Annotated in this window: 21 protein-coding genes; 10 read left to right on the forward strand and 11 right to left on the reverse strand. The window is 70.2% G+C overall.

The features are described from left to right. Positions 1-73: 73 nt before the first annotated feature. Positions 74-514, reverse strand: a complete 441-nt coding sequence (locus ACLARN_RS04720) for an Hsp20/alpha crystallin family protein (RefSeq protein ID WP_409490046.1) — start codon at positions 512-514, stop codon at positions 74-76. Positions 515-617: 103 nt separating this feature from the next. On the opposite strand from ACLARN_RS04720, the gene ACLARN_RS04725 reads away from it, so the two are divergent. Further along, the gene (locus ACLARN_RS04725) at positions 618-1,235 is read left to right on the forward strand and encodes an HSP18 transcriptional regulator (protein WP_409490047.1); all 618 of its coding nucleotides are present in this window, start codon (positions 618-620) and stop codon (positions 1,233-1,235) included. Positions 1,236-1,593: 358 nt separating this feature from the next. Here ACLARN_RS04725 and ACLARN_RS04730 read toward each other — a convergent pair whose 3' ends face one another. Together ACLARN_RS04730 and ACLARN_RS04735 are read right to left on the reverse strand one after the other, a co-directional pair. After that, entirely contained in the window at positions 1,594-1,719 is a 126-nt protein-coding gene (locus tag ACLARN_RS04730) for a hypothetical protein (protein ID WP_007031507.1), read from the reverse strand. 134 nt (positions 1,720-1,853) lie between these two features. Next, positions 1,854-2,597 (reverse strand): nucleotidyltransferase domain-containing protein, encoded by a 744-nt coding sequence (locus ACLARN_RS04735; protein ID WP_409490048.1) that lies wholly within the window; start codon positions 2,595-2,597, stop codon positions 1,854-1,856. A 75-nt stretch (positions 2,598-2,672) separates the two neighbouring features. Here ACLARN_RS04735 and ACLARN_RS04740 point away from each other — a divergent pair, with 75 nt between their 5' ends. Then, positions 2,673-3,149 (forward strand): TspO/MBR family protein, encoded by a 477-nt coding sequence (locus ACLARN_RS04740; protein WP_409490049.1) that lies wholly within the window; start codon positions 2,673-2,675, stop codon positions 3,147-3,149. On the opposite strand, the gene ACLARN_RS04745 is transcribed toward ACLARN_RS04740, so the two are convergent. After that, on the reverse strand, positions 3,142-4,458 hold the full coding sequence (locus tag ACLARN_RS04745) for a type VII secretion protein EccE (RefSeq protein ID WP_409490050.1): 1,317 nt from the start codon (positions 4,456-4,458) through the stop codon (positions 3,142-3,144). The two genes, ACLARN_RS04740 and ACLARN_RS04745, sit on opposite strands and share 8 nt — an antisense overlap. Before the next feature lie 303 nt (positions 4,459-4,761). Between ACLARN_RS04745 and ACLARN_RS04750 the strand changes: the two genes are divergently transcribed. The 4 genes from ACLARN_RS04750 to ACLARN_RS04765 are packed head-to-tail and all read left to right on the forward strand — an operon-like array spanning position 4,762 to position 11,169. After that, on the forward strand, positions 4,762-6,918 hold the full coding sequence (locus tag ACLARN_RS04750; RefSeq protein ID WP_409490051.1) for a fibronectin type III domain-containing protein: 2,157 nt from the start codon (positions 4,762-4,764) through the stop codon (positions 6,916-6,918). Beyond that, positions 6,915-7,868, forward strand: a complete 954-nt coding sequence (locus ACLARN_RS04755; protein ID WP_409490052.1) for an AAA family ATPase — start codon at positions 6,915-6,917, stop codon at positions 7,866-7,868. Before ACLARN_RS04750 ends, ACLARN_RS04755 begins: the two co-directional genes overlap by 4 nt. A 2-nt stretch (positions 7,869-7,870) precedes the next feature. Then, complete coding sequence (locus ACLARN_RS04760; protein WP_409490053.1) at positions 7,871-8,998, forward strand: DUF58 domain-containing protein; 1,128 nt, start codon at positions 7,871-7,873, stop codon at positions 8,996-8,998. Further along, positions 8,995-11,169 (forward strand): DUF3488 and DUF4129 domain-containing transglutaminase family protein, encoded by a 2,175-nt coding sequence (locus tag ACLARN_RS04765; RefSeq protein WP_409490054.1) that lies wholly within the window; start codon positions 8,995-8,997, stop codon positions 11,167-11,169. The genes ACLARN_RS04760 and ACLARN_RS04765 overlap by 4 nt, the downstream gene beginning before the upstream one ends. Before the next feature lie 548 nt (positions 11,170-11,717). On the opposite strand, the gene ACLARN_RS04770 is transcribed toward ACLARN_RS04765, so the two are convergent. Further along, positions 11,718-13,136: a serine/threonine protein kinase gene (locus ACLARN_RS04770; RefSeq protein ID WP_409490055.1), complete on the reverse strand. Its 1,419-nt coding sequence runs from the start codon at positions 13,134-13,136 to the stop codon at positions 11,718-11,720. Between the two features lie 102 nt (positions 13,137-13,238). Here ACLARN_RS04770 and eccD point away from each other — a divergent pair, with 102 nt between their 5' ends. Together eccD and eccB are read left to right on the forward strand one after the other, a co-directional pair. Further along, on the forward strand, positions 13,239-14,621 hold the full coding sequence (gene eccD, locus ACLARN_RS04775) for a type VII secretion integral membrane protein EccD (RefSeq protein ID WP_409490056.1): 1,383 nt from the start codon (positions 13,239-13,241) through the stop codon (positions 14,619-14,621). A 4-nt stretch (positions 14,622-14,625) separates the two neighbouring features. After that, a complete protein-coding gene (gene eccB / locus ACLARN_RS04780) occupies positions 14,626-16,059 on the forward strand; it encodes a type VII secretion protein EccB (RefSeq protein WP_409490057.1) in 1,434 nt (477 codons plus the stop codon). A gap of 348 nt (positions 16,060-16,407) precedes the next feature. Here the strand turns inward: eccB and ACLARN_RS04785 are convergent, their stop codons facing one another. The 5 genes from ACLARN_RS04785 to eccCa form a co-directional block, all read right to left on the reverse strand. Continuing rightward, positions 16,408-17,631, reverse strand: coding sequence for a hypothetical protein (locus tag ACLARN_RS04785; RefSeq protein ID WP_409490058.1), 1,224 nt, complete (start codon positions 17,629-17,631; stop codon positions 16,408-16,410). A gap of 10 nt (positions 17,632-17,641) precedes the next feature. After that, the gene (locus ACLARN_RS04790; RefSeq protein WP_409490059.1) at positions 17,642-18,055 is read right to left on the reverse strand and encodes a hypothetical protein; all 414 of its coding nucleotides are present in this window, start codon (positions 18,053-18,055) and stop codon (positions 17,642-17,644) included. Between the two features lie 12 nt (positions 18,056-18,067). After that, positions 18,068-19,516: a hypothetical protein gene (locus tag ACLARN_RS04795; RefSeq protein WP_409490060.1), complete on the reverse strand. Its 1,449-nt coding sequence runs from the start codon at positions 19,514-19,516 to the stop codon at positions 18,068-18,070. Between the two features lie 10 nt (positions 19,517-19,526). Continuing rightward, positions 19,527-19,745: a hypothetical protein gene (locus tag ACLARN_RS04800; protein ID WP_409490061.1), complete on the reverse strand. Its 219-nt coding sequence runs from the start codon at positions 19,743-19,745 to the stop codon at positions 19,527-19,529. Between the two features lie 246 nt (positions 19,746-19,991). Beyond that, the gene (gene eccCa, locus ACLARN_RS04805; protein ID WP_409490062.1) at positions 19,992-23,966 is read right to left on the reverse strand and encodes a type VII secretion protein EccCa; all 3,975 of its coding nucleotides are present in this window, start codon (positions 23,964-23,966) and stop codon (positions 19,992-19,994) included. A gap of 129 nt (positions 23,967-24,095) precedes the next feature. On the opposite strand from eccCa, the gene ACLARN_RS04810 reads away from it, so the two are divergent. Together ACLARN_RS04810 and ACLARN_RS04815 are read left to right on the forward strand one after the other, a co-directional pair. Then, positions 24,096-24,425, forward strand: coding sequence for a hypothetical protein (locus ACLARN_RS04810; protein WP_409490063.1), 330 nt, complete (start codon positions 24,096-24,098; stop codon positions 24,423-24,425). 19 nt (positions 24,426-24,444) lie between these two features. Next, positions 24,445-24,753 (forward strand): hypothetical protein, encoded by a 309-nt coding sequence (locus ACLARN_RS04815; protein ID WP_409490064.1) that lies wholly within the window; start codon positions 24,445-24,447, stop codon positions 24,751-24,753. Between the two features lie 277 nt (positions 24,754-25,030). Here the strand turns inward: ACLARN_RS04815 and mycP are convergent, their stop codons facing one another. After that, positions 25,031-26,296, reverse strand: coding sequence for a type VII secretion-associated serine protease mycosin (gene mycP, locus ACLARN_RS04820; RefSeq protein ID WP_409490368.1), 1,266 nt, complete (start codon positions 26,294-26,296; stop codon positions 25,031-25,033). Positions 26,297-26,394 lie beyond the last annotated feature (98 nt).

Here is a 26,394-nt window from a genome sequence, read left to right on the forward strand (position 1 = left end):
ATCAACGAGGATTCCCCTTCTTCCCCGGTCTCGTCCGGTGCGGGGCCCGCCGGCCCCGCACCGGACGAGACACTCAGGCCTGGATCTCCCTGCGGTCGGACTCGGCGCCGGTGATCTCGATACGCCGTGGTTTGGCCTTTTCGGCGACCGGGATGCGCAGCGTCAGCACCCCGGCTTCGTACTCGGCCGCGATGCGGTCCGTGTCGAGGGCGTCGCCGAGGAACAGCTGACGGGAGAAGACACCCAGCGGACGTTCGGAGACCTGCATCTGGACGTCTTTACCGGGGGCAGGCCGCCGCTCCGCCTTGACCGTCAGGACGTTGCGTTCGATGTCCAGTTCGATCGCGTCGGCGGCGACGCCGGGAAGGTCGAAGCTGACGACGAACTCGTCGCCGTCGCGATAGGCGTCCATCGGCATCGTGGCCGGTTTGGACCAGGTTCCCGGGTTCGCGGCGCCGAACACCTGCTGGGTGAGGCGGTCCAGCTCGCGGAACGGGTCTGTGCGCATCAACATCGGGTTCCACCTCCTGGGTTCGTTGTCTCTGGTGTCAACACGCCCCACTGTTCTAACATGTCATCGGAAAGATGACAACTGTCGAGTCGTCGATGGGATGACAATGAACGACGCAGACCCTTCGCGAATGGTCCGGACCGTGCATGACGTCGTGGCCGAGGCCCGGTCCGGCGCCGCCGAACCGGACCGGCTCTTGACGGCCTTGGCCGCGCTGAGGGCGGTGCGTGAAGAACTGGCCGCGTGGGAGCCGGAGCTGATCGCGGCGGCCCGGGCGGGCGGAACCAGCTGGACCTCGCTCGCTCCGGCGCTGGGAGTCGCGAGCCGTCAGGCGGCGGAGCGGCGGTTCCTGCGGTTGCGGCCGTCCGTCACCGGGGAGAACACGGGTGAGGCGCGCGTCGACGCGGAACGCGAGCGGCGCGCGGGAGATCGCGCCGTGGCGGACTGGGCCCGGCGCAATTCGGCGATCCTGCGGCAACTGGCCGGGCAGGCCGGTGCGCTGGACGGACTGGACGCCCGGGCGAGGAAAAGCGCCGACAGGCTCAGCACGGCGCTGGGCGAGAACGACGTGACCGGACTCCTGGCGCCACTCGCCGACCTGCGCGCCCGCCTTCCCCGCGAGCACACCGGTTTCGCCGAGCGGCTCGGGGAGATCGGCGCGCATACCGAGCAGGTGCGGCGGGACGCCGTCGACCATCGCCGGGATCGCCAGTCCCCGTCGTGAGGTCACGATCGCCCGCGAAGACCCCTTTACTGCGCTAGTGTCCTGCGCCGGAGGTTCGTGCGTCCAGCGGGAACCTGGATCAAACCCCGCACTCACGTGCTCAGAGCTGTATTTCACGTGCTCAGAGGCGGATCTCGCGTGCTTGGAGACCGCACACGCGAGTTACGGCTACAAGCACGTGAGTCACGTTTCTGAGCACGTGAGTTCGGCGAACGGGGTCACCGTGCTTGCCCGCGTACTTACGACAGGGACTTCGGACGCAGGACACTAGGCGCCAGGGTCCCGGCAAGGTCGAGATCTTGCAGCTCGGCCCTTTCGGGCACTAGCGCTAGACGCAGTGAAGGGGGCCTTTAGGTGCTTACTGGCAGGCTTCGCAGTCGGGGTCGTCGATGCGGCAAGCGGCTCCGTCGGTGAGCGGGAAGTCGAAGTCGTCGAGCGCGGGGACGGCCAGAGCGGTCTCTTCCGGCGTGGCGGTAGCGGACATGTCACTCCCTTGGGTAAGTACGGGTCTTACCTCTCTGTAGCGCTGAAGATCGACGGTCATTCCGTGACGCCCGCCACACGTCCTTGCTGTGATTGAACGGCGAACACCCGTGACTGGATGGCGAACACGCGTGATTAGAGGCGGAACAGGGCTTCCGCCTCGTCGACGGCCTTGGCGAGGACGTCGGGGTCCGCGCGCAGACCGGCGACGATCGCGTCGATCTCGCGCAAGCCCGCTCGCCGCAACAGCCGCTTCTCGTTGGTGACCCATTCGCCGCGGGCCGCCAGTACCGCGTGCGCGGTCTCCATGGCGGCGACGGCCAGCGCGCCCGCGACCTCCGTGGCCTGCCCGCGCGGGACGAACGCGCCCCGCGTGTACCGCAGCGTCAGCTCCGCGCGGCCCCGCCACATCGCCGGAGCCGTCTCCCGCAACGCTTCCGGGTAGTCCGGCCGCGGCAGGTCACCACGCAGCACCCGGTTGACGGCGAGTTCGGCGACCACCAGGTAGCTCGGGATCCCGGCGAGATGGAACATCAACGGCTCCCAGTGGAACCGGCCCTGCCGCGCTTCGGCGAGGTGGTGGTCGACGGAGTCGAGGTCGCGGTAATGGACGTCGACCTGCCTGCCGTCGATCGTCAGCCAGGCGCCGCCGTTGAACACGCCGCCGCCCCAGGCGCCGATTTCGGAGACCTCGCCATCCCAGCCGACGGCGCGCAGCTCCGCCGGGTCGAACCCGCCGCGGTAGTAGACGGCGAAATCCCAGTCGCTGCCGGGATCATGCGTGTTCTGGGCGCGGGATCCGCCGAGGGTGACGGCGTGCACGGCGGGAAGCGCGGCCAGGCTGTCGGCCACCTGGGCAAGGAAAGTCTCGTCATTCATCGCGCAGTCGATCTTACGGGCGTACGTCAAGGGTTTGAGCGCGCGAGACCCTGGCCACGGCCTTACGCTCGATCCATGACCACGATCCCAGGACGGCTCCGCGCGCCACTGGCCTTTCTGCCGTTCCTGGCCGCCGTGGCGGTGGCCGCGGTCGTCGGCGGGCTGGCCGCCGCGAACGCCCGATCCGTCTACAGTGGACTTGACTTGCCGCCGTTCGCGCCGCCCGCGTGGCTGTTCGGTCCGGTGTGGACGGTCCTGTATCTCGGGATCGCGGTTTCGGGCTGGCTGTACTGGAAATCCGGCGGCGAGCGTCGCGGGCTGGTCTGGTACGCGGCGCAACTGGTCCTGAACGCCGCGTGGACTCCGTTGTTCTTCGCCGCCGGTGCCTACACGCTGGCGTTGGCCGACATCGTCCTGCTCGACGTCGCGATCGTCGTCACCGCGCTCCACTTCCGCCGGTCTTCCCGGGTTTCGGCCGCTTTGCTGCTGCCGTACCTCGTCTGGACGTTGTACGCGACGGCGCTCAACGTCGCGATCGTCGTGCTCAACTGACCCCGATCGGCAGTGTGGCGGCCACCCCTTTGGCGTGCCTGCCGTCGAGACGTTCCAGGGTGAGCCCGCCCCGGCGCGCGGCGAGTTCCAGATCGCGCACCGCGTGCTCCACCGCCTGAGCGCCCGCGGCGGCGACGCGGATCGCCGCACTGACCCGGGGTTCGGTCTCGGCGGCGCTGCGGCGCGCGGTCACGGCGAGCGTCACCGCTGTCCGGGGCGCGGCGGCGAGCAGACGGCGTGAAAGCTGGGCCGCGAGCACCGGGGACAGCGCGGCCCAGCCGTCGAGGCGGAAGGTCGCTTGGCAGATCGGGCCGCTGTGCCAGAACCGCCATTCCTCCCGGATGCGGGCCCGGCCCGCCGTGACGTGCGCCAGCGACGCGAGCGCGCCGAGGACCTCGTTTTCGGCGAGTGCCCGTACCGGAAGCCCGTCGCGACGGAGCTGCCGCCGCACGCGCCGGACCGTGTTCCCGAGTGCCTGCCGCACATCGGCGTCGCGATGGACGTCGACCGTGCGCAGGGCCTGCAGCGCGACCCAGCCACGCGGCGGCCGCGAGCGGTCCGCGCCGACGTGGTGGATGACCTGCGCGGCGACGTCCAAGGCCTGTTCCCGCGACGGCGGCAGCAACGTCAGCGGCGACGGCATCGGCTGCTCCCGCGCGGCCGATTTCGGTTGCAGCACAGCGGTGATCCCGTCGGCGCGGCTGACCATGAACACCGTTTCGTCACCGATCTCGCCGGTGGACCCGGCCGCTTCCGGTGACAGCAGGCGCAGCAGCGCCCGGCCGGCCTCGCCCGCGTTCCGGAGGTCCCGGTCGCGGTCGCGCGCCAGGTACCCCGACGCCGAACCGAGCCATTCGTAGAGCCAGCGCCCCCGGATCCGCACGGCGGTCAGCGCCACGACCACCACGGCCGCGGTGACCACGGCGGCCGCCAACGGCCATGGCCGTCCCGCCACCAGGACGAGCGAGACGAGGACGAGCTGCCAGCAGACGATTTGCAGCACCCCGATCCCGCCGAACCGGCCAGGACGCCGTCCTGGAGCAGGCACCGGTGGATTCGACGGCGGCGGGCTGGGCACCGGGGTGGGGCTGGGCACCGTCGCGGACCATCGCGGCTGTTGCTCCGCCTGGCGAGCGGCGGTCAGGGCCGCGAGCGCCGCCTCACGTGCGGCGGCTCGCGCGGCGGGCGCGGCGTAGGCGAGCGGGTCGGGCAGGGCCCCGGCCCGCGGTACGGCCGGTGCCGCCTGGGGAAGCGGCGGGGGCGGCGCGGGGAACCGCCCGCCCGTCCTGGCCGCGCCGAGATCGGTCATCGTCGTGCCTCCTCGATATCTGGTGGTGAACCCGCGACCGCGATCGACGTCGGCAGGGCGCTGCTTGGTCAGCCACGTCAAGCCCGCCGACAAGGCGCCCTGCCACCGCGATAGCGGGGCCTGCGGCCGGGCGGGTTCACGCGTGTGGTCACTTTCCGCATCCCATCTCAGCTCCGCCGATAGGCTCTCCTCCGTGTCCCCCGCAGCGTGCCGAGGCCAACATGAGGTTTCGATGACACGGGCCGTCAAGCCAGGGACAGGGTGTTTCATCGAAATTTCATGGTCACTCTCTAGGTTGATCGCGTGAACACCGACGAGCGGGGCACGAAGCGATTCAGCGTGGTTGCCAGGACCAGGATGGCCGTGGCGCTGGTGGTCACGGGCTGCCTCGCGCTGGTCGGCCTGGCCGTGACCGGGCAGGCGTCGACCCCGGAAGGGCTGGAGTTCGTCCAGGTCGGCCACTGGGTCTACAACGACGCCGCCCAGTCGGCCTTCCACGTCGACGGCTCGACGAACCGCGTCGACGCGCGCGCGAACGTGCCCGGCGCCGAACGCGGCAGCCAGGTCGTGCAGGGGGACGATTCGGGTTACGTGGTCGAGCGGAACCGCATCACGGAGTTCGACAAGGCGACGTTGAGCGTGGAGGAGTCCACTCCGCCGCCCGCGCCGGAAACCCCGTTCGTGATGGAGATCGCGGGCGGGCCGTACCTGGTCTACCGCAACGCCGGTCAGATCGTGCGCCTCGGTGACCCGGCGGCGACAGTGCCCGCAGGGGGGCCACTGTCCAGGCCGGTCGCGACCGTCGACGGCACGGTGTGGGTGCACCGCGTCGACAACGGCGCGATCTGCGAGCTGCCCAAGGGCGCCGCCGTCCTGACCTGCACCGCGCACCTCCCGCCGTCGCACGGCGGAGGGCTCACGCTGGTCGGCGACCGGCCGGTCGTGCTCGACACCACCGGCGACAGCCTCCACCGGGTCGGCCTGGACGGGCTCGGCGAAGGCCTCCCGCTCGGCATCAAGCTTTCGCCGTCGGCCCAGGTGGCCAACAGCGCCGTCGGTGACCGGCTGGCCATCGCCGACCCGGAGCGCAACCAGCTCCACCTGATCGACATCAGCGGCCTCGATCAGGACCGCCCGTCCGCGAAGCCGATTTCGGTCGAGCTGACCAAGGGCAGCCGGTTCAACGGCCCGGTCTCCTCGTCGAACGTCGTCGCCATGGTCGACGAAACCCGCGGTGAGGTGCTGACCTACGACCTCGCGGGCACGCTCAAGTCCACCGCGAAGGTGCCCGGTGAGGGGACTCCGCCGAGGCTGGCCAAGGGCGAGGACAACCGGATCTACGTCGACAGCGCCGACGGTTCGCACGTGCTGGTCGTCAACGGCGAGAACGGCGCGGTGCTCGACGTCGACGTCGACAAGGCGGCCAACAGCCAGACCGCGGGCGCGCCGTCGTCCGCCCCGGAACCGCCGCCCGGTGCGGAACCCCCGCCCCAGCAGCAACAACAGCAGCAGCAGCAACAGCAACAGCAGCAGGCGCCCCCGAACACCCAGAAGAAGGCCCCGCCGCCGGTGGCGAGGGCGACTCCACCCGGCGCGCCGAGGAACGTGGGCGCGAGCTCGGGGGACGGCTCGGTCAAGGTCTCGTGGAGCCCGGCCGCCGACAACGGCGCACGGGTCACCGGCTACCGGCTGACCTGGTCCGGCGGTTCCACGCGGGTCGGCGGGTCGGCACGGGGGACCACCGTTTCCGGGCTGAAGAACGGAACGCCGTACGTGATCACCGTGGTCGCGGAGAACTCGGCGGGAGTCGGGGCGGGTGCCAGTGCCAAGGCGGTCGTCCCGGGACCGTCGTCGCGACCCGCCACGGCCCCGGTCGTCACCGCGAACGCCAGCGCCGCTGGGAAGGTCTCGGTGAGCTGGACCCAGCCCGACCTCCGTGGCGGCACGCTGGTGCACTACCTGGTGAGCGCGACGGGCCAGGGCGAGCGCAAGCTTTCGGCCACGTCCACGGAATTCACCGGGGTCACCGGCGCCATCACCATCACGGTCCGCGCGGTCACGAAGTTCGGTTCGGGATCCGCGCTCACCGGGGCCGCCGGGAGCAGGAAGGTCACCGTGCCGGTAGCGTCGGGCCCGCCGACGGTGACGATCACCAAAGTGGTGAGCAAGGATGGCGACCTGCTCGTTTCGGTCAAGGCCGACGGTAAGGGCGCCCCGGCGACCTGCACCCCGGAATTCTTGAGCCCGAGCAAGCCTGCCCCGTGTTCCGGATCGACGACGCTGACCATCGCGGACGTCAGCTGGGTCGGCGCCATCACGATCACCGTCACCATCAAGACCTCCGCGGGCACTGCGGAGGACAGCTGGCGGGGCGTGCCCACGATGGGCGGCGCGCTGGTCTGGCTCGCCCCGATGGCGCTGGTGGGACTGCGCCGACGAAAAGACAAGGAAGTTCTGTGACGCTCACACCCAGGGTCGCCTACGAGCAGATCGCCGAGAACGTGCAATCGGTGGTGCGCGGCAAACCGGAGGTCGTCCGGCTCACCGTGGCGGCACTGTTCGCCGAAGGGCACCTGCTGATGGAGGACGTCCCCGGTGTCGGGAAGACGACGATCGCGCGCTGCCTCGCCGCCAGCATCGGCGGCAAGTGGAGCCGGATCCAGTTCACGCCCGACCTGCTGCCCGGTGACATCACCGGCGTGATGGTCTACCACCAGAACGCCGAGCGTTTCCAGTTCCACCCCGGCGGGATCTTCGCGAACGTCGTGCTGGCGGACGAGATCAACCGGGGGACACCGAAGACGCAGGCCGCGCTGCTGGAGGTGATGGCCGAGCGCCGGGTGACCGTCGATTCGGTCGGCCAGGCGGTGCCGAGGCCGTTCCTCGTGGTGGCGACGCAGAACCCGATCGAGCTGGAAGGCACCTACCGGCTGCCCGAAGCGCAGCTGGACCGGTTCCTCATGCGCATTTCGGTCGGTTATCCGGATCTCGAGTCCGAGATGCGGGTGGTGATGGGTGACTGCGCCGGCGTGACCCCGGACGAACTGAAGCCGGTGCTGGGCATCGCCGACGTCCAGCAGGTGATCAGCGAGGTCCGGAAGTCCCATCTGGCACCGGAGATCGTCAACTACGCGGTCCGGCTGGCCGCGGCGAGCCGGTCGCATCCGGACGTCCGCTACGGCGCGAGCCCGCGCGGCAGTATCGCGCTGATCCGGGCGGCACAGGGGCTCGCTGCCACCTTCGGCCGCGACTTCGTGACGCCGGACGACGTCAAGGACGTCGCGCATCCGGTGCTGGACCACCGTCTCGTGCTGACCCCCGACGCCGAACTCAACCAGCGGCGGACCGCCGACATCGTCGACGAACTCCTGGGCGCGACGGCCGCTCCCATGGCCGCGATGGGGAGGTAGGCGTGCGGCTCACCCGCCGCGGCGTCATCGTGCTCGCCTTCGCCGTCGGGTTCTACGCCCTCGGCGAGTTCGCCGGATACACGTTTTTCCGTGCCTTCGCGGGGATCGCGGCGGGCGCGGTGCTGATCGCCTTGGCCACCACCAGGTTCCGGCCGAAGGTGGAGATCGGCCGGACCGTCCAGCCGGACCGAGTCGAATGCGGCAAGCCCGCGCTGGCCTCGCTCGTCGTGCGCAACACCGGTTCGCGCCGTCACGGCGGTTTCTCCGCGGGCGACGGCATCGGGACCGAAACGCATCACCTGCGCGTGCGCCCGCTCGCCCCCGGCGCGGAAGCGATTTACCACTACGAACTGCCGACGACGACCCGGGGGAAGCTGCGGGTCGGCCCGCTCGTGGTGCACCGGCCGGACCTTTTCGACCTCGCCCGCGGCGACCAGACCGTCGGGGGCACCGCGTGGTTGTGGGTGCATCCGCGACGGCACGCGGTGCGCGCGGCACAGGCGGGGCATCCGCGGCACCACCACGAAGGCCCGATCACCGACCCGCCGCTGCGCGGGTCGGCGGATCTGCGCGCGGTGCGGGAGTACGTGGTCGGCGACGAGGTCCGGCATCTGCACTGGAAAGCGACCGCCAGGACCGGACGGCTCATGGTGCGCGAGTACGCCGACCCGGCCCAGCCGCGGTTCACCGCCGTGCTCGACACGCGGCGCGCGTCGATGAACGTGGGCGTTTTCGAGGAGGCCGTCGAAGTGGCGGCCTCGCTGTTCTACGCGTCGGCGTCGGCGGGGCAGCATTGTCGCCTCATCACCGCCACCGGCGCGGACACCCTGACCGACAGCGGGGTGCGTGCGGCGAGGACGTTGCTGGACGAACTCGCGCTCGTCACCCAGGACGCGGCGGACGACGCGCCGCTGCTGCCCTCGGCACTGGCCGCCGCGTCGCGTCCCGGCGGCGTGCTCGTCGTGATCACCGGGCCGGACGCCGATCTCGGCCACGCCGCGCGCTGGCAGCCCGACACCGTGTTCCGGCTCGGCGACCTCAGGCCGTCGGCTGGGGCGAACGGCCTGATCATCGCGGTCGACGCGGCCGGTGCCGCGGCACGGTGGAATTCCTTGGCGGGCAAGGCATGAGCGCAGGATTCGACCGGATCGCGGTCGCCGCGCTGCTCGTCGCGTCCGGGGTCGCCGGACTGCTGTTCACGCCGGTGTTCGGCTGGGAACCGCTGCTCGTTCCGGTGCTCGTGGTCGTCCTCGTCGGCTACGGCTGCGTCGAGCTGACCGCCAAGTTCCCCAAACTGACTCCCTTCAGGCCGTTGCTCGTGGCGCTTGCCGGTCTGCTCGGCCTGGTCGAGACGGTGCTGACGTCGACCACGCTCGCCTTCCTCCCCACCGGGGCGTCGTTGCAGGGGGTGGCACGCGGACTCACCGAGGGCTGGCGGCTCACCCTGCAGTCCACCTGGCCCGCGCGACCGGTCCCCGACCAGTTGCTGTTCGTTCCGCTGACGGTGCTGCTCGCCGTCGTGCTCGGGCTGGAACTGGTGCTGCGCCTGAAGAAACCGCTCGTGGCGCTCGTGCCGAGCCTGGTCGTCGCCGGACTCGCGCAGGCGTATCAGGCGTTGACGGGTATCGGCGCGGTGGCGGCGGCGCTGGCCTACGCGCTGCCCGCCGGACTCCTGCTCTGGACCGGCCGTCGCACCCGATCGGTGAGTAGGACGCCCGGTGGGCCGCGGTTCTCCTGGCGGGTGACGGGATCGGCGGTGTGGCCCGCACTGTCCACTGTGGTCGCGCTCGTCGCCGGTGCGGTCGCGCTCGCCGTGCTCGACCCGGTCGGCCGCGATCCGCTGACACTCAAGGACACCCAGGCCGCACCGCCGCCTCGGAGCAGGTTGGCCAATCCGCTGGACGAGATCGCGCAGCGGCTGACACAGCCGGACGAAGAGGTCTTCCGCTACCGGAGTGACACGCCGGTCGACCAGTGGCGCTTGATCGTGCTGAACGGTTTCGACGGCTCCAACTGGCTGGCCGATTCCCGGCTCCGGCGGCTCGGCGCGGGTCTCGACGGCGCGCCGGACGGTGCGAGTGGCACCGCCGAGCTGCGGGTGCGCGGACTCGCGGGACCGTGGCTGCCGAGTCATCCGGGTCTCACCGGTGTGGACGGGTTGACGCCGCTGGTGGACGAGACCGCCGGCACGCTGCTGATGGATTCGCCGTCGGCGGGGCCGGTGCGGGACTACCGGCTCACCTGGTCCTCACCCGACGTCGATCTCGGTACCGGTGAGGTCGACGCACGGGCGCCGGGCGGTCTCAGCGGTCTCGGCGCGGTGCCGCCCGAGATCGAGCAGGTGGCCAAGGACGCCGTGCGCGGACTGCGCCCGACGTTCCAGTCCGCGTTGCAACTGGAACGCTTCCTCAGCACGAACTATCAGGTCGCGGTGGGCAAAGAGGATCTGCCGACCGGGCACGGCTGGCCGCAGCTGCGGCATTTCCTGCTGGAGAGCAAGCGGGGGACGAGCGAGCAGTTCGCCGCCGCGTACGTGGCCTTGGCGCGGATGAGCGGCATCCCGGCGCGGCTGGTCGTCGGGTTCCGCGGTTCGGCCGAGACCGACGGCGGGATGAACGTCGTCCACAACCGCGATGTCCTGGCGTGGCCCGAAGTCGCGGTCGCCGGGGCGGGCTGGGTGGCGCTCGACCCGACCGCCAGGGCGGGCAAGGCGAAGCAGGATCAAGCCGGTCCCGGCAAGGCTGTCGCGCGGGCGAGGGCTCAGCTGCCCGCCGAGCAGGAGTTGCGTCCGCCGCAGCTTCCGCCGGGCACGCCCCCGGACGCCGCCGAGGACCAGAGCGCCGACGTGGGTGCGAGCTGGTGGTGGCTGGCGCTCGCCGCTTTTGTTGTCCTTTTTGGACTTCTCTGGCTTTTCGGGGTCCCGATGGCGAAGGTCGTCAGGGCTCGGCGGCGGCGTCGCCGCTCTGGTGCCGAAGGGGTGCTCGGTGCCTGGGACGAGATCCGCGACCGGTTGCGCGCGCACGGTGTGCCGTTCCGGATCGGGATGACCCCGCGCGATCTCGCCGAGTCGGCGGGTTCGCTTGCCGGGGAAGGGATCCGCGAGCCGGTCGCGCGGCTGGCCAAGGTGCTGGACGTGACGCTGTGGTCCGGTGTCCCGGTGGGCGACGGCGCCGTCCGGCGGGCCTGGCAAGAGGTCGGCGAGGTGCGCAAGGGGCTCGCCGCCAGACCGTTCGCGGCTCGGGTGCTGGCGGCACTCGAGCCGCGGACCCTGGTCCCGATCAAGTCTCGCGACGGGAGCTGAAGCGCCCTTCGCCGCGGGGGCAGGCTCCGCCTGAAGTACATGAAGGCCCCCTTCCTTGCGCTAGGCGCAGGGTCCCGGCAAAGTCGATTGTTGCAGCTCGCAGTAGTTGCCTGAAGGGCACGGCGAACGCGTCATGGACGTGTTCCGGCTTGGTCGTGGTGTCCCCAATGTGGCATTGGTGGCGCTGAGCGCCTCCAATGCCGCATTGGGGACACCAAACGAACCGGGAGATTTGCGCCAAGCGTCTCTGATCAGCGTGAACACGACTTTGCCGGGACCCTGGCGCTAGGCGCAAGGAAGGGGGCCTTCAGTACTTGGGCAAGGCGTGAAGGCCTCCTTGCCTACCCTGAAGGTAGGGAAGGAGGCCTTCACGGACCACCGCTTCGCCACGTAAGTCTCAGTGACCCCAGGCGTCACAGCCGTCGTCCGTGAAGGCTCCCTTCCTGTACCTAGGCGCAAGCAAGGGGGCCTTCATGTACTTGAGAAAAGCGTCAAACACGCAATTCCCGCCAGCGTGGTACCGGCCCTTTCCTGCCGGACGCGCCACCTCACGGGTTGCAGCGGGCGCCGCGGATCGGGATCGGGTCGGTGGTGTAGACGTGACGGCCGTCGGTCGCCCTGAGCTGGAAGCAGTACCGGCGCGCCGGGTCGACCGGGACGTCCAGGCTGCGCTGGCGGTGGGCCACGAGCTGTTTCGTCTCGAGCCGCTCGCCCGCCATGACCACGACGAAGTCCAGTTCGCCTTCCGCGGTCCAGGTCAGCTGCACGTGATCGCTCTGATCCCGCGGCGGCGCGAGGGCCAGCTTGACGTCCGGTGCCGGTGCGGAAGCCGGTGACGGCGGCGGGATCGCGGCCGCCACCGGGACGGCCTGCCCGCCGATCTCCGCCGGGCCGAGGAACAGCGGCACCACGGCCAGCCCGGCGACGAGCACTACCGCGCCCGCCAACGCGATGGGCCGCCAGGGAACCTCGCGCTCGGATTTGAGCGGGCCGCTGAACTCGCGGATCAGGGTGCGTCCCCTCGCCGGCGGCGCCTGCACCACCTGGACCGGCGCCGGGAGCGCCGGGGCCGGAGCGGCGGGCCGGTGGACCTCGGCGAAGTCGTCGAACTCGACGTCGACGTCCTCTTCTTCGCCTGGCACGTCAGGGGATTCCCCGGTGACGACCTCGCCGCCGGGCTGGCGCAGCTTCGTGAACAAGCGGGCAAGTGACGCGACGTCCTGCGGCCGGTCGGCCGGTTCCTTGGCCAGCAACCGGAGGATCGTGCCGGAAAGTTCCCTCGGGACACTCGCGTCCTGGATCGGCGCCACCGGTTCCCGCAGCACTTGCAGGATCCGCTCGCCAGGCTGTTGCCCGGTGTGCCGGGGGAAGGGCGGCGCGCCGGTCAACGCGGTGTAGAGCACCGCGCCGAGTCCATAAAGGTCGGACGCGGGGGAAAGCGTGTCGTCACGCAGGGTTTCCGGCGCGGTGTACTCGACCGCGTACATCGGGTCGCGCGGGAATCGCCGCCGCAGGGCCACGCCGAAATCGGCGAGCACGAACTCGCCGGACGCGCGGTACAGCACGTTGTGCGGGCTCACCCCGCCGTGCAGGACGTCTGCTCCGTGCGCCGCGGCGAGCGCCGACGCGACCGCGGCGCCGAGGGCGAGCACGTCGGAAACCCCCAGGCGGGTACCGGAATCCAGGAGTCCGGCGAGCGAGCCCGGGCACAGTTCACGGCGGAGACCGGAGCGGCCGTCGGGGTACGCGGTGACGTCGTCGATCTGCAGGACCGACCGCGTCGACCGCACGGTGGCCAGCGCCTTGCGTTCGCGCTCGAGCCAGGCCGACGTCTCGCGGTCGAAGGAACCGGGGAACATTTTGACCGCGAAGTCGTTGCCCGTGGCGGGATCCCGGCCCGCGTACACGGTGGCGATGGGGCCCTGGGCGAGCAGACTCGGTCTGCCGACGCCTGCCTCGATGCTCATGCGTCCATTGTCGCGCAAGAAGGCCGGATCCGGCGTACTTTCCCGGCGGCAGGTTCCTGCCGTGGCTGCCCGGCGGCCCGGTCGCTGGCAGACCCTTTTCCCATGCAGACTGCCGGCCTGGTCAGGGTCACCATCACCACTCCGCACCGGCGCATCGACATGGCGCTGCCGGAACACGCCTCCGTCGCCGAAATCCTCCCCGGCCTGCTCGCGCGGGCGGGTGAGGGGATGGCCGACGACGGGGTCGCCGGCGGCGGCTGGCAGTTGCGCCGCGCCGACGGGACGGCCTTCGATCTGGACCGGACGCTGGGCGCGCACCGGGTCCGGGACGGGGAGATCCTCCACCTCACGCCGCGCCGCGCCGAATGGCCGGAACCCGAGTACGACGACCTCGTGGACGCGATCGCCACGGGTTCCGGCCGCACCGGCAAGGCGTGGGGACCACGCCACACGCGGCAGGCCGGGCTGGCGGTCGGTGCGGTGGCGCTGTCGTTCGGCCTGGTCGCGGTCCTGCGCGCCGGACCGTCGTGGACGTCGCCCGCGGTGTGGGCCCTGGCGGCTTCCGCGCTGCTGCTGGCCGCGGGCGTACTGCTCGCGCGGGCGCTCCGCGACGCCGGGGCCGGCGCGGTTCTCGCCGCTGTCGCGCTTCCGTTCGCCTTCACCGGCGGCGGCCTGCTGCTGGCCGGTGATGATCCGATCGGCGCGCTCTCCGCCGGTCACTTGTTGCTGGCGAGCGCGGCCCTGTTGCTCGCGGCCGTCGTCGGCCATCTCGGGGTGACCGCCGCGCCCGAACTGTTCGCGGGCGCCGCCACCGTCGGCCTGCTCGGGGTGCTCGGCGGCTGGCTGGCCACCTTCGACGATCTGGCGGGCTACCGGTCGGCGGCCGTGATCGGCGGTGGCGTGCTCGCGCTCTCGACCACGTTCGCGCCGCTGGCGCTGCGGCTCGGCAGGGTGCCGATGCCGGTACTGCCACGCTCGACCGCGGACCTCGTCCGCGACGATCCCCAGCCACCGCTCGACCTCGTGCACGCCGCCGTGGCCAGAGCGGACGCGCTGCTCACCGGGATGCTCGGCGGCGCGGCGATCGTCGTCATGTACTGCCAGCTACAGCTGATCCGCAGTGACAGCGAGGCGGCGGTCATCCTCGTCGCCCTGCTCGCGGCCGGTTTCCTGGTGCGGGCGCGGCTGTATCCGATCCTGCGTCAGCGGCTCTTGGTGCTGGCGACCGGGATCTTCGGCGCCGGCTGCCTGCTGGCGGGACCGCTCATGACGGACCGCTCGCTGCTGCTCGTCCTCGCCGGACCGTTGTCCCTGGCGGTGGCCGCGAGCGTGGTCGCCGCCGGAATCGTGCTGAGCACTCGCGCCGCCAACCCATACCTCGGCCGGATCGCCGAATACTTCGAGATCCTGGTGATGATCGCCGTCGTCCCGGTGGCGTGCTCGGTGCTCGGCCTGTACGGCTACGTCCGCGGACTGGGGGGCTGAAACCATGGCGTCCAAACGAGATCAACTACAGGCGTACCAATTCCTGGTGCAGCGCGCGATTTCCGCGTTGGTGACGAGGGAGACCGATCCGGAGCAGCCGCCGTTCCGTCGTCCGTCCGGTGCCGCGTTCGCGAGTGTCGCGCTGGCGATCGTGGCGCTGGCGTGCGTCGGGGTGTACGGGATGATCGTGCCCGGCGGGAACAACGCCTGGCGCAAGGACTCCGCGGTCATCGTGGAAAAGGAGACCGGCACCAGGTACGTCTACCTGGACGGCAGGCTGCACCCCGTCGCGAACTACGCGTCGGCGTTGTTGCTGCTCGGCGATCACCGCACCACGGAACGGGTTTCGCGCGACTCGCTCACCGGAGTCCCGCGCGGGCCCCGGATCGGCATCGCCGACGCGCCGGACGCCTTGCCCGGCACGGAAAAGCTGCTGACCGGCTCGTGGTCGCTGTGCTCGGCACCCGCCAGCGACCTCGCGGGCAGCCGGATCGAGGAGTCGGTCCTGCTGGCGGGCGCGTCGCCGTCGGGCGGTGCGGACCTGGCGGATCAGGCGCTGCTGGTGGAATCGACGTCGACCGGCGACCGGTTCCTGGTGTGGCGCGGGCACCGGCACAAGATCAACGACTACGGTGCCGTCGGCACCGGGCTCGCGCTCACCGCCGAGCCGTGGGCCAGGGTCGGCAGGGCATGGCTCGACGTGCTGCCGGAAGGCACGCCGATCGGCCCGCTTCCCGTCGCGGCGGCGGGGGAGGTGTCCACCGCGGTGCCGGGCCGGACCGACATCCGGAACGGGATGCTGCTGATGGTGCAGACTTCCGGCGGCGGCAGGCAGCACTACCTGGCCGAACGGGACGCCCTGCGGCCGATCACCGAACTGCAGTACGACGTCCAGCGCGCGAGCTCCCAGATGCTCGCCGCCTACCCCGGTGCCGAACCGAAAACCGTGCCGCTGCCGCCTTCGCTGGCGACCATGTCCCGGCAACTGGACCCGATCCAGGCCGAGGCGGGCGCGGCACCTGCCGCTCGTCCGGCCATCGCACGCCTGCGCGACCAGGACGCCACCGTGTGCGCCACCTTCCTCGATGGATCGGCGGCCCCTTCGCTGACCGTCGATCCCGCGCTACCCGCCGCGGATCCGATGTCCACCACGGCCCGCCGGACCGCCGCCGGGACGCCACTCGCGGACCGCGTCCACGTGCCGCCGGGCAGCGCGATCGTCGTCGAGGCGATGCCGTCGGCGCAGGCCCCGGCCGGGACGCTGACCGTGGTGACCGACATGGGGCGCCGCTATCCGCTGGCTTCACCGGATGTGCTGAAGATGCTCGGGTACCCGTCGGCGCGTCCGGTGCGGCTGCCCGCCGGTCTGGTGGCGCGGTTGCCCGAGGGACCGAGCCTGGATCCTTCGGCCGCTCGGCGCCAGACCCTGGGTGGCTGACGCGCGGCCTGGTGCCCCGCGCCGGAGGTTCGGGCGTCCAGCGGGAACCTGAGTCAAACCCCGCACTCGCGTGCTCAGAGACGTATCTCACGTGCTCAGAGGCGGATCTCGCGTGTGTGGAGACCGCATACGCGAGATCGGTCTCCAGGCACGCGAGTTACGGCTCCAGGCACGTGGGTCACGTCTCTGATCACGTGAGTTCGGCGAACAGGGCACCGTGCTTGCCCGCGTACCTACAACACGAACTTCGGACTCAAGACACCAGTTCTCCAGCGCGTGAAGGCCCCCTTCCCTCGGCTGGTCATTCAAACCATGGCCGAGGGAAGGGGGCCTTCACGCGCTCGTGGCTCAGCGGGAGGTCGGCCGCCACAGGTCTTCGTCGAGCATCTGCACGGAACCCGACTCCGTCTCACCCGACCGGCGATCACGCGCCAGCGTGAACCCGGCGTCCGGACTGCCGTTGGCGGCCCGGCCACGCAACTTCGCCGGAACGCCGTCGCTCCCACCGGACGACGCCCTCTTGGCCGCTCCGTTCCGGCCCGTCGGCTGGTCGCTCGTTCCTGGCCGGAGGGTGCCCGCCGTGGCCTGTCCTCCGCCACCTTGGGGCGACATCATCGGCGGAACCCCGGTCCCCGCGGACTTCGCGGCGGCCGGGTTGGTGGCACCCGGCTGGATTTCCGACGCCAGGCTGGGTGCCCGCTTCCCGACGACTGGCTTCGCCGCTCCCGAGAGACCACCGAGGCCACCCGCCGCGCCGATCCCGCCCATCAGCCCCGAAGGCATGGGCGGGAGGCCGGAGCCACCGGGCAGCCCACCGAGACCGCCGAGCGACGGGAGCGAGCCCGCCCCGGAAGGCAGGGGAGCGAGCCCAGCCAGCGAAATCCCGGAGGAACCGTTCTGGCCGCCAAGCCCGCTCAAGCCCTCGGTCGCCGGTAGCTCGGAACCTGTTCCGCCGCCCAAGGAACCCGCCGTTTCGGCGAGGCTCTGCAGTTCGGTGAGCGCGGTCATCCCTGCCTCGGCGGCGGCGAGGAAGTCGGTCGGGGAGTTACCCTCCGCGGACACGGTTTCCTGCGACGTCACCAGGTCGGCGGGCGACTCGATGCCCGCGGCCGCGCAAACGCTGAGCATCGAGGTGTCGAAGTTCCCGCCCAGTTCGGTCATTTTCATGCCCGACGCCTGTTGAAGGGCGAAAGCCGCCGGCGCGCCGAACGGGGTGAGGGTGGCGATGCGGTACTCCGCGTAAAGCCCCGCCACCGCCGCCGCTGTCGCCGAGACGTCGGAAGCGAGCGTCGTCAGCTTTTCGGCGGGCTGGGCCGCGTCGATCCGGTCTCCCCAGAACTTGAGTTCCGCGAGCGTGCGCTGGGCCTTTTCTTCGTGCTGTCGCCCGGCTTCGTCCGTCCATTCCGGAGAGAGTTCGCCGACCCGGGTGCTGACCTCCGCCGCGGTGGCGTCGATCCAGCGGCGTACCTCGGTCCACATTCCCGCCGCCTCGAGCAGGACCGGGACCTTGCCCGCCTCGGCACGGGCCATCTCGAAATGCATCTCGATGGGAAGTAGCTGGTAGGGAATCATCGTCAGCTCCTCAGACGCTCGCCTGCGAGCCGTCGGCCGCCGGCGCGTCAGTGGTTTCTTGGGACTTCGGGGCTTGGCTGATCGAGCTCGATGCCTGTTTGAGCAGGCTCAAACCCTGCTGGGCCACCTTGAAGGACGACGTGGCCAAGGTCAGCGCACTGGCCGCGTCCGCGGCGGTGTAACCGGCGGCGATGGTCTTGACCTTCGCCGAATCCGTGACGAGATCTTCGGTGATCTTCGCCAGGAACGCCGTCATCTCCGCGGTCGCGGCCTTGTCCAGCAAGGTCATCGCGATGCCCTCGAACAACCCGGTCGCATTCAGGCCGTTCCCCAGCCTGTGTAGTGAACCGGGCATGTCCGGCGCTTTGAGTTGCCCCGAGTAGGCGGCCATCGCCTCGGGGTCACCGTCGACGTAATCGGGCATGAGGCCCCTCCTTTACTGTCCACTGCGGTATTTCGGTTCGTCGTGCCCGGTCGGGCCGACCTGCCACAGTTCCTCGTCGAGCAACTGGACGGTGTTTTCGCCGTCCCATCGCCGTTCGGCGGCGGGTGGCGGCGTGGTGGCGTTCGCCCGCCCGGTCCGGCCCCGCAGCGACACACCGGGTGTGCTGTCGGGTTTCCGCGAACGGACGGCGTTGACCTGTTCGGCGGCTCCAGGCCGGACGCCGCCCGACGAACTTCCCCCGCCGGCCTGCGGCGAGTGCATGGCGGGCATCATGCCCGGCCCGGCCATTCCGCTGCCCGCCGCGCGCGACGTCCCCGCGGCCCCTGCCGTCGTTCCGATGCTGGGAAGTGGTGCTCCCGGCATCGAAGCGCCGAGGCCTGCCGTACCGGACATCGGTACCGAGCCCGTTGCCGAGGGCACGCCGCCTCCCGCGCCACCGCCGATTCCGGCCGCGCCCGCGTCGAGACCCGCCAAGCTGGGAAGTCCCGAGGAATCACTCGGCAAGCCAACGGAACCCAGAGGATCGGGCAAGGGGGCCAGCGGAGACAACTTGCCTGGTTCGAGGCGGCCGAGTTCTCCGCCGATATCCGTGCCGCTGCCGCCGAGTTGCCCCAGCAGTCCACTCGCCGCCTCGATGGCCTTCGAACCGCTGTCCAGCAACGATGAAGCGGCGTTCATGAGGGATTGCGGGGAATCCTGTTCCTCGGTGGTATCCGGGGAAACGGGGGTGACCGGCTCCGCGGGCGTCGCGGGCTCGGCGGGCGTCCCGGCTCCGTCCGTGCCGGTTCCGGACGTGCTCGTTCCGTCGCCGGTCGAGGAGGGGGCGGGTGAGGTCGTCGATGGCAGGTGAGCCCGGGGGCCGGACCAGTCCGCGCCGGTCGCTTGGGGGAGCACCCAGGTGTACAAGGCGACGTAGCTGATCCCGAGCAGATTCAGCTCCGTGGCCATCTTTTGCCGGTAGAGCGGTTCGTTCTCGACCTTCAGCCGGTTATCGCCGTCATATTTCTGGTGGAAATCGTCGCGCAACAATTTCAGGTTGTTGTACGTGGTCCGGATATCGCCTGCCAGTGTTCGCAGCCGGTCGGCCACGTTGGACCGGGTTATTCCGAGGGTATAGGCGACATTCGACTTCACTTCCCCGTTGATCAAGCCGGCCTGCGTGTAGGGAGCGCCCTGGACCTCCGCCGTCGCCTGGGTCCACGAGCGCAGCGACTCGAGGTCCTTTTCCGTTCGTGCGGCGAAGAGGTCGCCGGCGCCGTCCTTCCACCCTTGCTGGTCTCGGAGATCCTGCACCTCGCCGCGGAAACGGGCGATCTTGTCGTCGATCCATACGCGAGCCTCATCCCACATCTTCGCCGCGTCTTCGAACTTGCTGGCGTGGGGTAATTCCGCTTCGATCTTCGCGAACAGCTGGTCGACCGACAAGTCTTCGTACGACATGTGAGCACTCCTACTTCGGCTGGACGACCGGGGGCGGGAACTGGGGAGAGACCACCGGTAGCCCGGCGTCCTGCCGTTGGGGCAGATTCTTGAGAATCTCCTTTTTGGCGTCCTCGGCGGCTGCGAGATACTTCGCGCCTTCGTCCCGGACGAACAGTGCGTAGGCGGTGAGCCCGTACTGGACGTCGGTGATGAACTTCTGGAGGCTCTCGGTCACAATGGCGTCCATTCTGACCACCTCTTTACATTGATCAAGGCCATTGGCGCAGGCAGGTTCCACAACGCGGTTGAGTGCCCCGCCGGGGAATTCGGACCCGAGAGCCAGTACTCGTTGTGAGAACACCTCCATCGCCTCGGTGTCCCCGTCGATGTAATCGCCAAGCCCCATCGCGCACCCCTGAATTCGAGTCTTTTACCGAAAGGCAATCACTTCCCCCGCCTTGGCGGATCGCCGCGACAGGAACCGGCCAGCGGCCTACTCCTTCGGCGGCAGCCAGGCCAGCTGTACCAATCCCTTGGTGCCGCGGCGGTCGATCAGCCAGCCGCGGCCCGGCGGCAGCACCTGTGCCCGCATCCCGCCGAGCAACGGGCCCTCGTCCCGGTCGCCGGACATCATCAGGCCGGGCGCGCCGACTTCCCTGACGCGGCCGAAGAACGGTTCGAAGATTCCTCGCCCGGCGCCGCCCGACCGGCGGGCCAGCACGAGGTGCAGACCGACGTCCGAGCCCTGTGCGACCAGATTCAGCAGCGGGAGCAGCGGATGTTCCTTGTGGGTTGCCACCATGTCGTAGTCGTCGATCAGGACGAAGATCTCCGGACCCTGCCACCAGTTCCGCGCCCGCAGTTCCTCTGGCGTGATGTCCGGCCCGGGTAGCCGTTTTTCGAAGATGCCCGCCAGCTCGGTCAGGAGACCGCGACTGTGCGTGTCACCGGTGCCGTAGGCGAGCAGGTGTTCGTCCCCGACCTCACCGAGCAGGCTCCGCCGATGATCGATGAGCACGATCTTGGCCTGCGCGGGGGTGTAGGCCCGGGTGATCCGGCGGGCCAGCAGCCGGAGGAACGCAGTCTTGCCGGACTCGGTGTCGGCCAGCAGGAGGAAATGCGGGTCCGCGGCGAAGTCGAGCCGGAACGGGGAGAGATCTTTTTCGTGGATCCCGACGGTGAGCCCGGCGCCCGCCCCGCTGATTTCGTCGGACTCGGGGAGTTCCTCGTACGGCAGGATCGTCGGCAGGAGGCGGACCGAGGGCGCGGGTTCGCCCGGCCACGCCTTGCGGACCGTCTCGACCAGCGCGGCCAGGCCGTCGGCCAGGTCGTCGGCGCCGGGCCTGCCGTCGATCCGGGGGAGGGCGATCAGCATCTGGTGCCCCTGCATGGCGAGCCCCCGGCCCGGCGCGCCGGACGGCACGCTCATCGCGGCGCGGCGGTCGATGGCCGAGTCGATCGGGTCGCCGATCTTCAGTTCGAGCCTGCTGGCGAACAGATCCCGCACGTTCATCCGCAGGTCGAACGAGCGCGTGCACGAGGCGACCACGTGCACGCCGAAGGACAGGCCGCGCGCGGTGACGTCGTTGACGATCTCTTCCAGTTCGGGGAAATCGTTCCGCAGGGTCAGCCAGCCGTCGACCACCAGGAACACGTCGCCGTGCGGGTCCTCGGGGAATTTGCCTTCGGCCCGCAGCCGCCGGTAAGTGACGATGCCGTCGATCCGGTGCTCGGCGAACATCCGCTCCCGCTGGGCCAGCAGGGAGGCCACCTCGGCGATCGTCCGGCGGACCGCGCCGGTGTCGAGCCGCCCGGAGACGCCGGAGACATGGGGGAGGCCACTGATCGAAGCGAGGGTGCCACCGCCGAAGTCGAGGCAATAGAACTGCACCTCGCGTGGCGTGTGGGTGAGCGCGAGGCTGGTGATCAGCGTGCGCACGGCGGTGCTCTTGCCGGTCTGTGGCGCGCCGAGCACCATCAGATGGCCGGCCGCGCCGGAAAGGTCGAGCACCAGCGGATCGCGCCGTTGCTCGAACGGCCGGTCGACGATGCCGAGCACCGGCCGGAGCGCGCCGGCCTGCTCGGGCGAGCCGGTGGTCAGCCCGCGCCGTGGGTGGACGACCAGACCGGGCAGCAGCGCGTCGAGGGTCGGCGACTCGTCCAGCGGCGGCAGCCAGACCTGGTGCGCCGGGGTGCCCTGGCCTTCCAGCCGGTCGACCAGGATGTCGAGGAGCGTCTCGCCGACGGCCGTGTCCTGGTCCTCCGCCGGGGAAGCCTCCTCTTCTTCGTCGAAGCCGACTTCTGGCGCGACATAGGACGTCGTGTACTCGTGCAGTTCCAGCTGGTCACGTCCGGTCGACGGCAACGGGATCCCGGTGTCGCGCTGGTAGACGCCGGAGACGTAGGCGGCGCGGAACCGGTCCATCGGCTCGGTGCCGACCTTGAGGAACCCGTGTCCCGGCGCGCGCGGCAGGTGGAACGCGTCGGCCACCCCGAGTACCGCGCGACTGTCCATTTCGGAGAAGGTCCGCAAGCCGACGCGATAGGACAGATGGGCCTCCAGGCCGCGCAGCCTGCCCTCGTCGAGTCGTTGTGAGGCAAGGAGCAGGTGCACCCCGAGCGATCGGCCCACGCGGCCGATCTGGACGAACATGTCGATGAAGTCGGGTTTGGCGGACAGCAGTTCCGAGAATTCGTCGCAGATCACCAGCAGTGTCGGAACTTCGGGCAGTGGCGCTCCGGCGGCCCGCGCCTTCTCGTAGTCGCGCAACGAGGAGAAGTTCCCCGCCGCGCGCAACAGTTCCTGACGGCGGATGAGCTCACCGTTGATCGCGTCGGTCATCCGGTCGACCAGATGTAGTTCGTCGGCGAGGTTGGTGATCACCGCGCTGGTGTGCGGAAGCGCGTCCAGTCGGGCGAAAGTGGCCCCACCCTTGAAGTCGACGAGAGCGAAGTTCAACGAGTTCGGCGGGTGCGTGACGGCCAGCGCCAGCACCAGTGTCCGCAACAGCTCGGATTTACCGGAACCGGTCGCGCCGATCAGCAGACCGTGCGGCCCCATCCCCTCCTGGGCGGACTCCTTCAGATCGATCTCGATCGGGGCGCCGTCCTCCTGGATACCGAGCTTCACCCGTAGCCGGTCCCGGTTCGGCCGGGGCAGCCAGGTGTCGGCCGGGTCGAAGTCGTAGGGATCGCCCAGCTGCAGCAGTTCGGCGAGGCCCAGCTCCGAGGTCAGCGGAGCCTCGCCTCGCAGGCCCGCCGTCAGGCGAAGCGGGGCCAGTTGCCTGGCCAGTCCTTCCGCCGCCACCGGCCCCAGCGTGTCCGCCCGACCGAGCGGGGCTTCGCCGTCGATGGTCTCGCTGACCAGCGCGCCGTCGGCATCCACCGCCAGCACCACCGACGTCCGGTCCAGTGCGCGCGGCGGCATCGTGGTGAGGTCCACCACTGTCACTCCTTCGACGCCACCGCCGGTCATCAGATGGTCGGAGCCGGCGATCGAGCCGCCGTCGAGCACGACGACCACGTGCGGACCGGGAACGCGAACGTCCACCTCCGGATCGAAGCGCGGACGTTTGACCAGTTCCTCCTCCAGCATCGATTCCAGACCCTGGATGCCGGGCGCCACCAGCCGCAGCGGGCCGAGCGCGTCGGTGCGCTCCGGGTGCAGCGCGTGTGGCAGCCATTTGATCCAGTCCCAGTCGGTGCGCCGGTCCTCGCCGACACAGACCGCCACGCGCAGATCGTCCGGGGAATGCAAGGTGGCCAGCTGGGCCAACATGGCGCGCAGGACGCCGAGCGACGTGGCGCGGTCGCCGCGCAGGAAGATCCGGCTGAAGCCGTTGACCGCGATCGCGATCGGCAGCCCGCCCACCGCGGTGTACGTGGTGATGAACCGGCGCAACGCCAGTGCCGACAACGGTTCCAGCTCTTCGAGTGGTTTGGTGTCGGGCGCGATCAGGGTGAGCGTCGGAGCCTGTGGGCCCTGACCGATCCGCGCGATGCCGAAGTCCGGGTCGTTCTTACGCCGCTCCCACAGCCGGTAACTCGACGCCAGCGACCACAGCGTGGCGGGGTCCGGGTGCAGGTATTCCATCGCCTCGCGCTGCTTGCGCACCGAACGGCGCAGCCGCAACCGATGCTGGGACAGATGGCGCAGGTATTTGCGCCGCGCGTAAGCCATTTCCCGTTTGCTCGGGCCGCCGCCCTGCAGGAATCCGGCAACGACCATGCCGAGCATGCCGACGCCCATCAGGCCGTAGATGACGAACCGGATCTGTCCGGTCATGCTGCCCGAGTACATCAGCAGCATCGCCGCCATCATGGCGACCATCGGGAGCACCATGAAGATCTGCGTCCACTGCCGCGACGGCGGCGGCGGGATTTCCGGCGGCGGCTGCAGGATCAGCTCGCCGGCGGGCATTTCCGGGGCAGGCCGACGGCTCGGCCGTTTCACCATGATTGTCGCCACGTCACCGATCGTCCGCGAAATCGAGCTCCGTCCGGCGGCGATGGCAGGAACTTGCCGCAGGCCCGAGTACGGCGTCCTGGTGACCTAGCCTCTCGGAAGAGTGCGAGAGCACGGAAAGGAGAACCGAGCATGTCGTATTGGGATTTGATCGACGACAACACCGCCGCGTTGCGCGCCCAGTCGTCGCGTTTCTCGGAATTCGGCCAGACCATGGCGGACGGTTCCAAGAGGGTCGCGAGCGCGGTCGATGAGGGGGCGGCCGCTAGCAGCGGGACGTTCGTCCCGGCCATGTGCGATGTGGATTCGTCGCGTCAGGGCTCGACCGGCATCCATGTCGGGCAGACGACCGACACTTCGGACGGGATGGTGACCGCGGCAGGCATCATCGTCGACCACGACTCGGAAGCGTCGCGGCTGGTGCAGGCACCGGCGGTCTACGACCTCGCGGCCAAGCTGTAATTCGGAAAGGAGACTGGTAATGGCGATGGATTCCGAACGCGTCACCGCGCGCCGGGAAACCGGCGACAGTATGGTGACCGCCCTCACCAACGACGCGAACACCCAGATCGACAACGTCGACCAGCAGCGACAGGAATTCGGCTTCCTGTACGACTCGGAGGTCCGTTCCGGGTTCGGTCACGAGCTGTACCAGCAGGTGCAGGGCGATATGGCGAAGGCGAACGAGAACTTCCAGACCCAGATCGGGCAGGCAAAGGGCGTGCGCGACGCGCACGAAACCTTGCTGGACGCACCCCGCGTGGCGGCCCAGTTGCTCAGGGGACTCTGAGTGCGTTGACCGGTGAGGACACGAGGCCCCGGCGAGCTGAGCTCGCCGGGGCCTCGTGTCGTCCCGCTCGAGTGCTACGGCTTGCGCGTGAAGGCCCCCTTCCCTCGGCTCAGCCGAGGGAAGGGGGCCTTCACGCGCCACCGATGTGATCCCTGGTGACGCTGGACGAACATGGCGGCAGTGCTTGCCGCCTCAGTCCGTGAAGGCCTCCTTCGCTGCGTGCCATGCGGGGAAAGCTCCCTTCATCGCATCAGATGCGGGGAAAGTCCCTTTCAGCTCACCGTTTGGAAAGCAGGAAAATCTGCTCCGGTGGTTCTTCGACGGCGGGCTCGGCGGGCAGTGGTGCCGCCCGGCCGGGACGCCAGCGACGTCGGCGGCCTCGTAGCACAAGGGCCACCCCTAGTGCGGCCACCACGATTCCGGCGACCGCGGCAGCGGTCAGCCATTTCGCGGCCGCCCCGGTTTCCCGTAGCCGTTCGGCCCGGTCGAGACCTGCCTGGTCGACCGGACCAGGTACATACGACGGCAGAGCCGCGGGCTTCGCCGGGTCGAGGCCGTCGGTCACCGCGCGGTAGGGATCGGCCAGTCCCGCGCCGTACGCGTCGCTCGCCCGGCCTCCCCGTGCCGGGCTGGCCGTCGCCTTCAGCCGCTGGATCACTTGTGCCGCCGACAACTGTGGCCACGCGGAGCGCACCAGCGCGACCGTCGCGGAAACGAACGGCGCGGCGAAACTGGTGCCGTCGACGTAGGTGTGGCCGCCCACCCGGGTCGTGGCGAGCACCTTCGCGCCCGGCGCCGTGATACCGACGTAGGGGCCGATCTGCGAAGCGGTCATCCGGGCGCCGTCGATGTCCACCGCGCCCACCCCCAGCACGCCGGGGTAGCCCGCCGGGAAGGACGGCAGCCCGGAGTTCGCGTCCCGCTGCGAGTTGCCCGCCGCGGCGACCACCACCGCGTCCTTCCAGACGGCGTAGGCGACCGCGTCGCGGATGACGGGGAAGTCGCTTAGCCCCGCCAGGGAAAGGTTGATCACCTTCGCGTTCTGGTCCGCCGCGTACCGGATCCCGTTGGCCACCACCTGCGGGTCGATCCGCAGCGAACCGCCCTGGTCGCCCAGATCCCGGTCGGTGATCCGCACGGGAAGGATCTCCGCGTCCGGGGCGATGCCGTGGAAACCGATGCCGGGCACCGGATCGGCGGCGATGACGCCGGCCACCCCGGTGCCGTGCGAGACGCAGTCGAACGAGCCAGGCAGCCCGCCCGGCAGGTAGAAATCCCTGCCTGGGCGCACTTTTCCGGGTCTGCTGAGCTGCGGGTGGTCGGCGTCGACCCCGGAGTCCACCACCGCCACCAGCACGCCGCCGCCTCGGCTGTGCGGCCAGACCCGTTCCGGGGAGAGCAGGCGCTGCGCCCAGGGCTCCGCCTGGACTTCCGCGTGCGCGGGCTCCGGATCACGGCAGGCCCCCGCGGGTGGGGCCGCGTACGCCGGGAGCGCGACGGTGCCGCAGTGGAGCGCGGCCAGCACCGTCGCGGCGGCGAGCATCCGATGTCTCTTCACCCTGGCAATCGTCGGACGGCGACTGGCGAACCGGCGTCGGCTGGCCGCAACCTGCCACGGACCCTCGGCGGGTGCGAGGCGGC

Origin of the sequence: Amycolatopsis sp. cmx-11-12 (genome assembly GCF_046269425.1) — a bacterium.
Lineage (GTDB): Bacteria > Actinomycetota > Actinomycetes > Mycobacteriales > Pseudonocardiaceae > Amycolatopsis.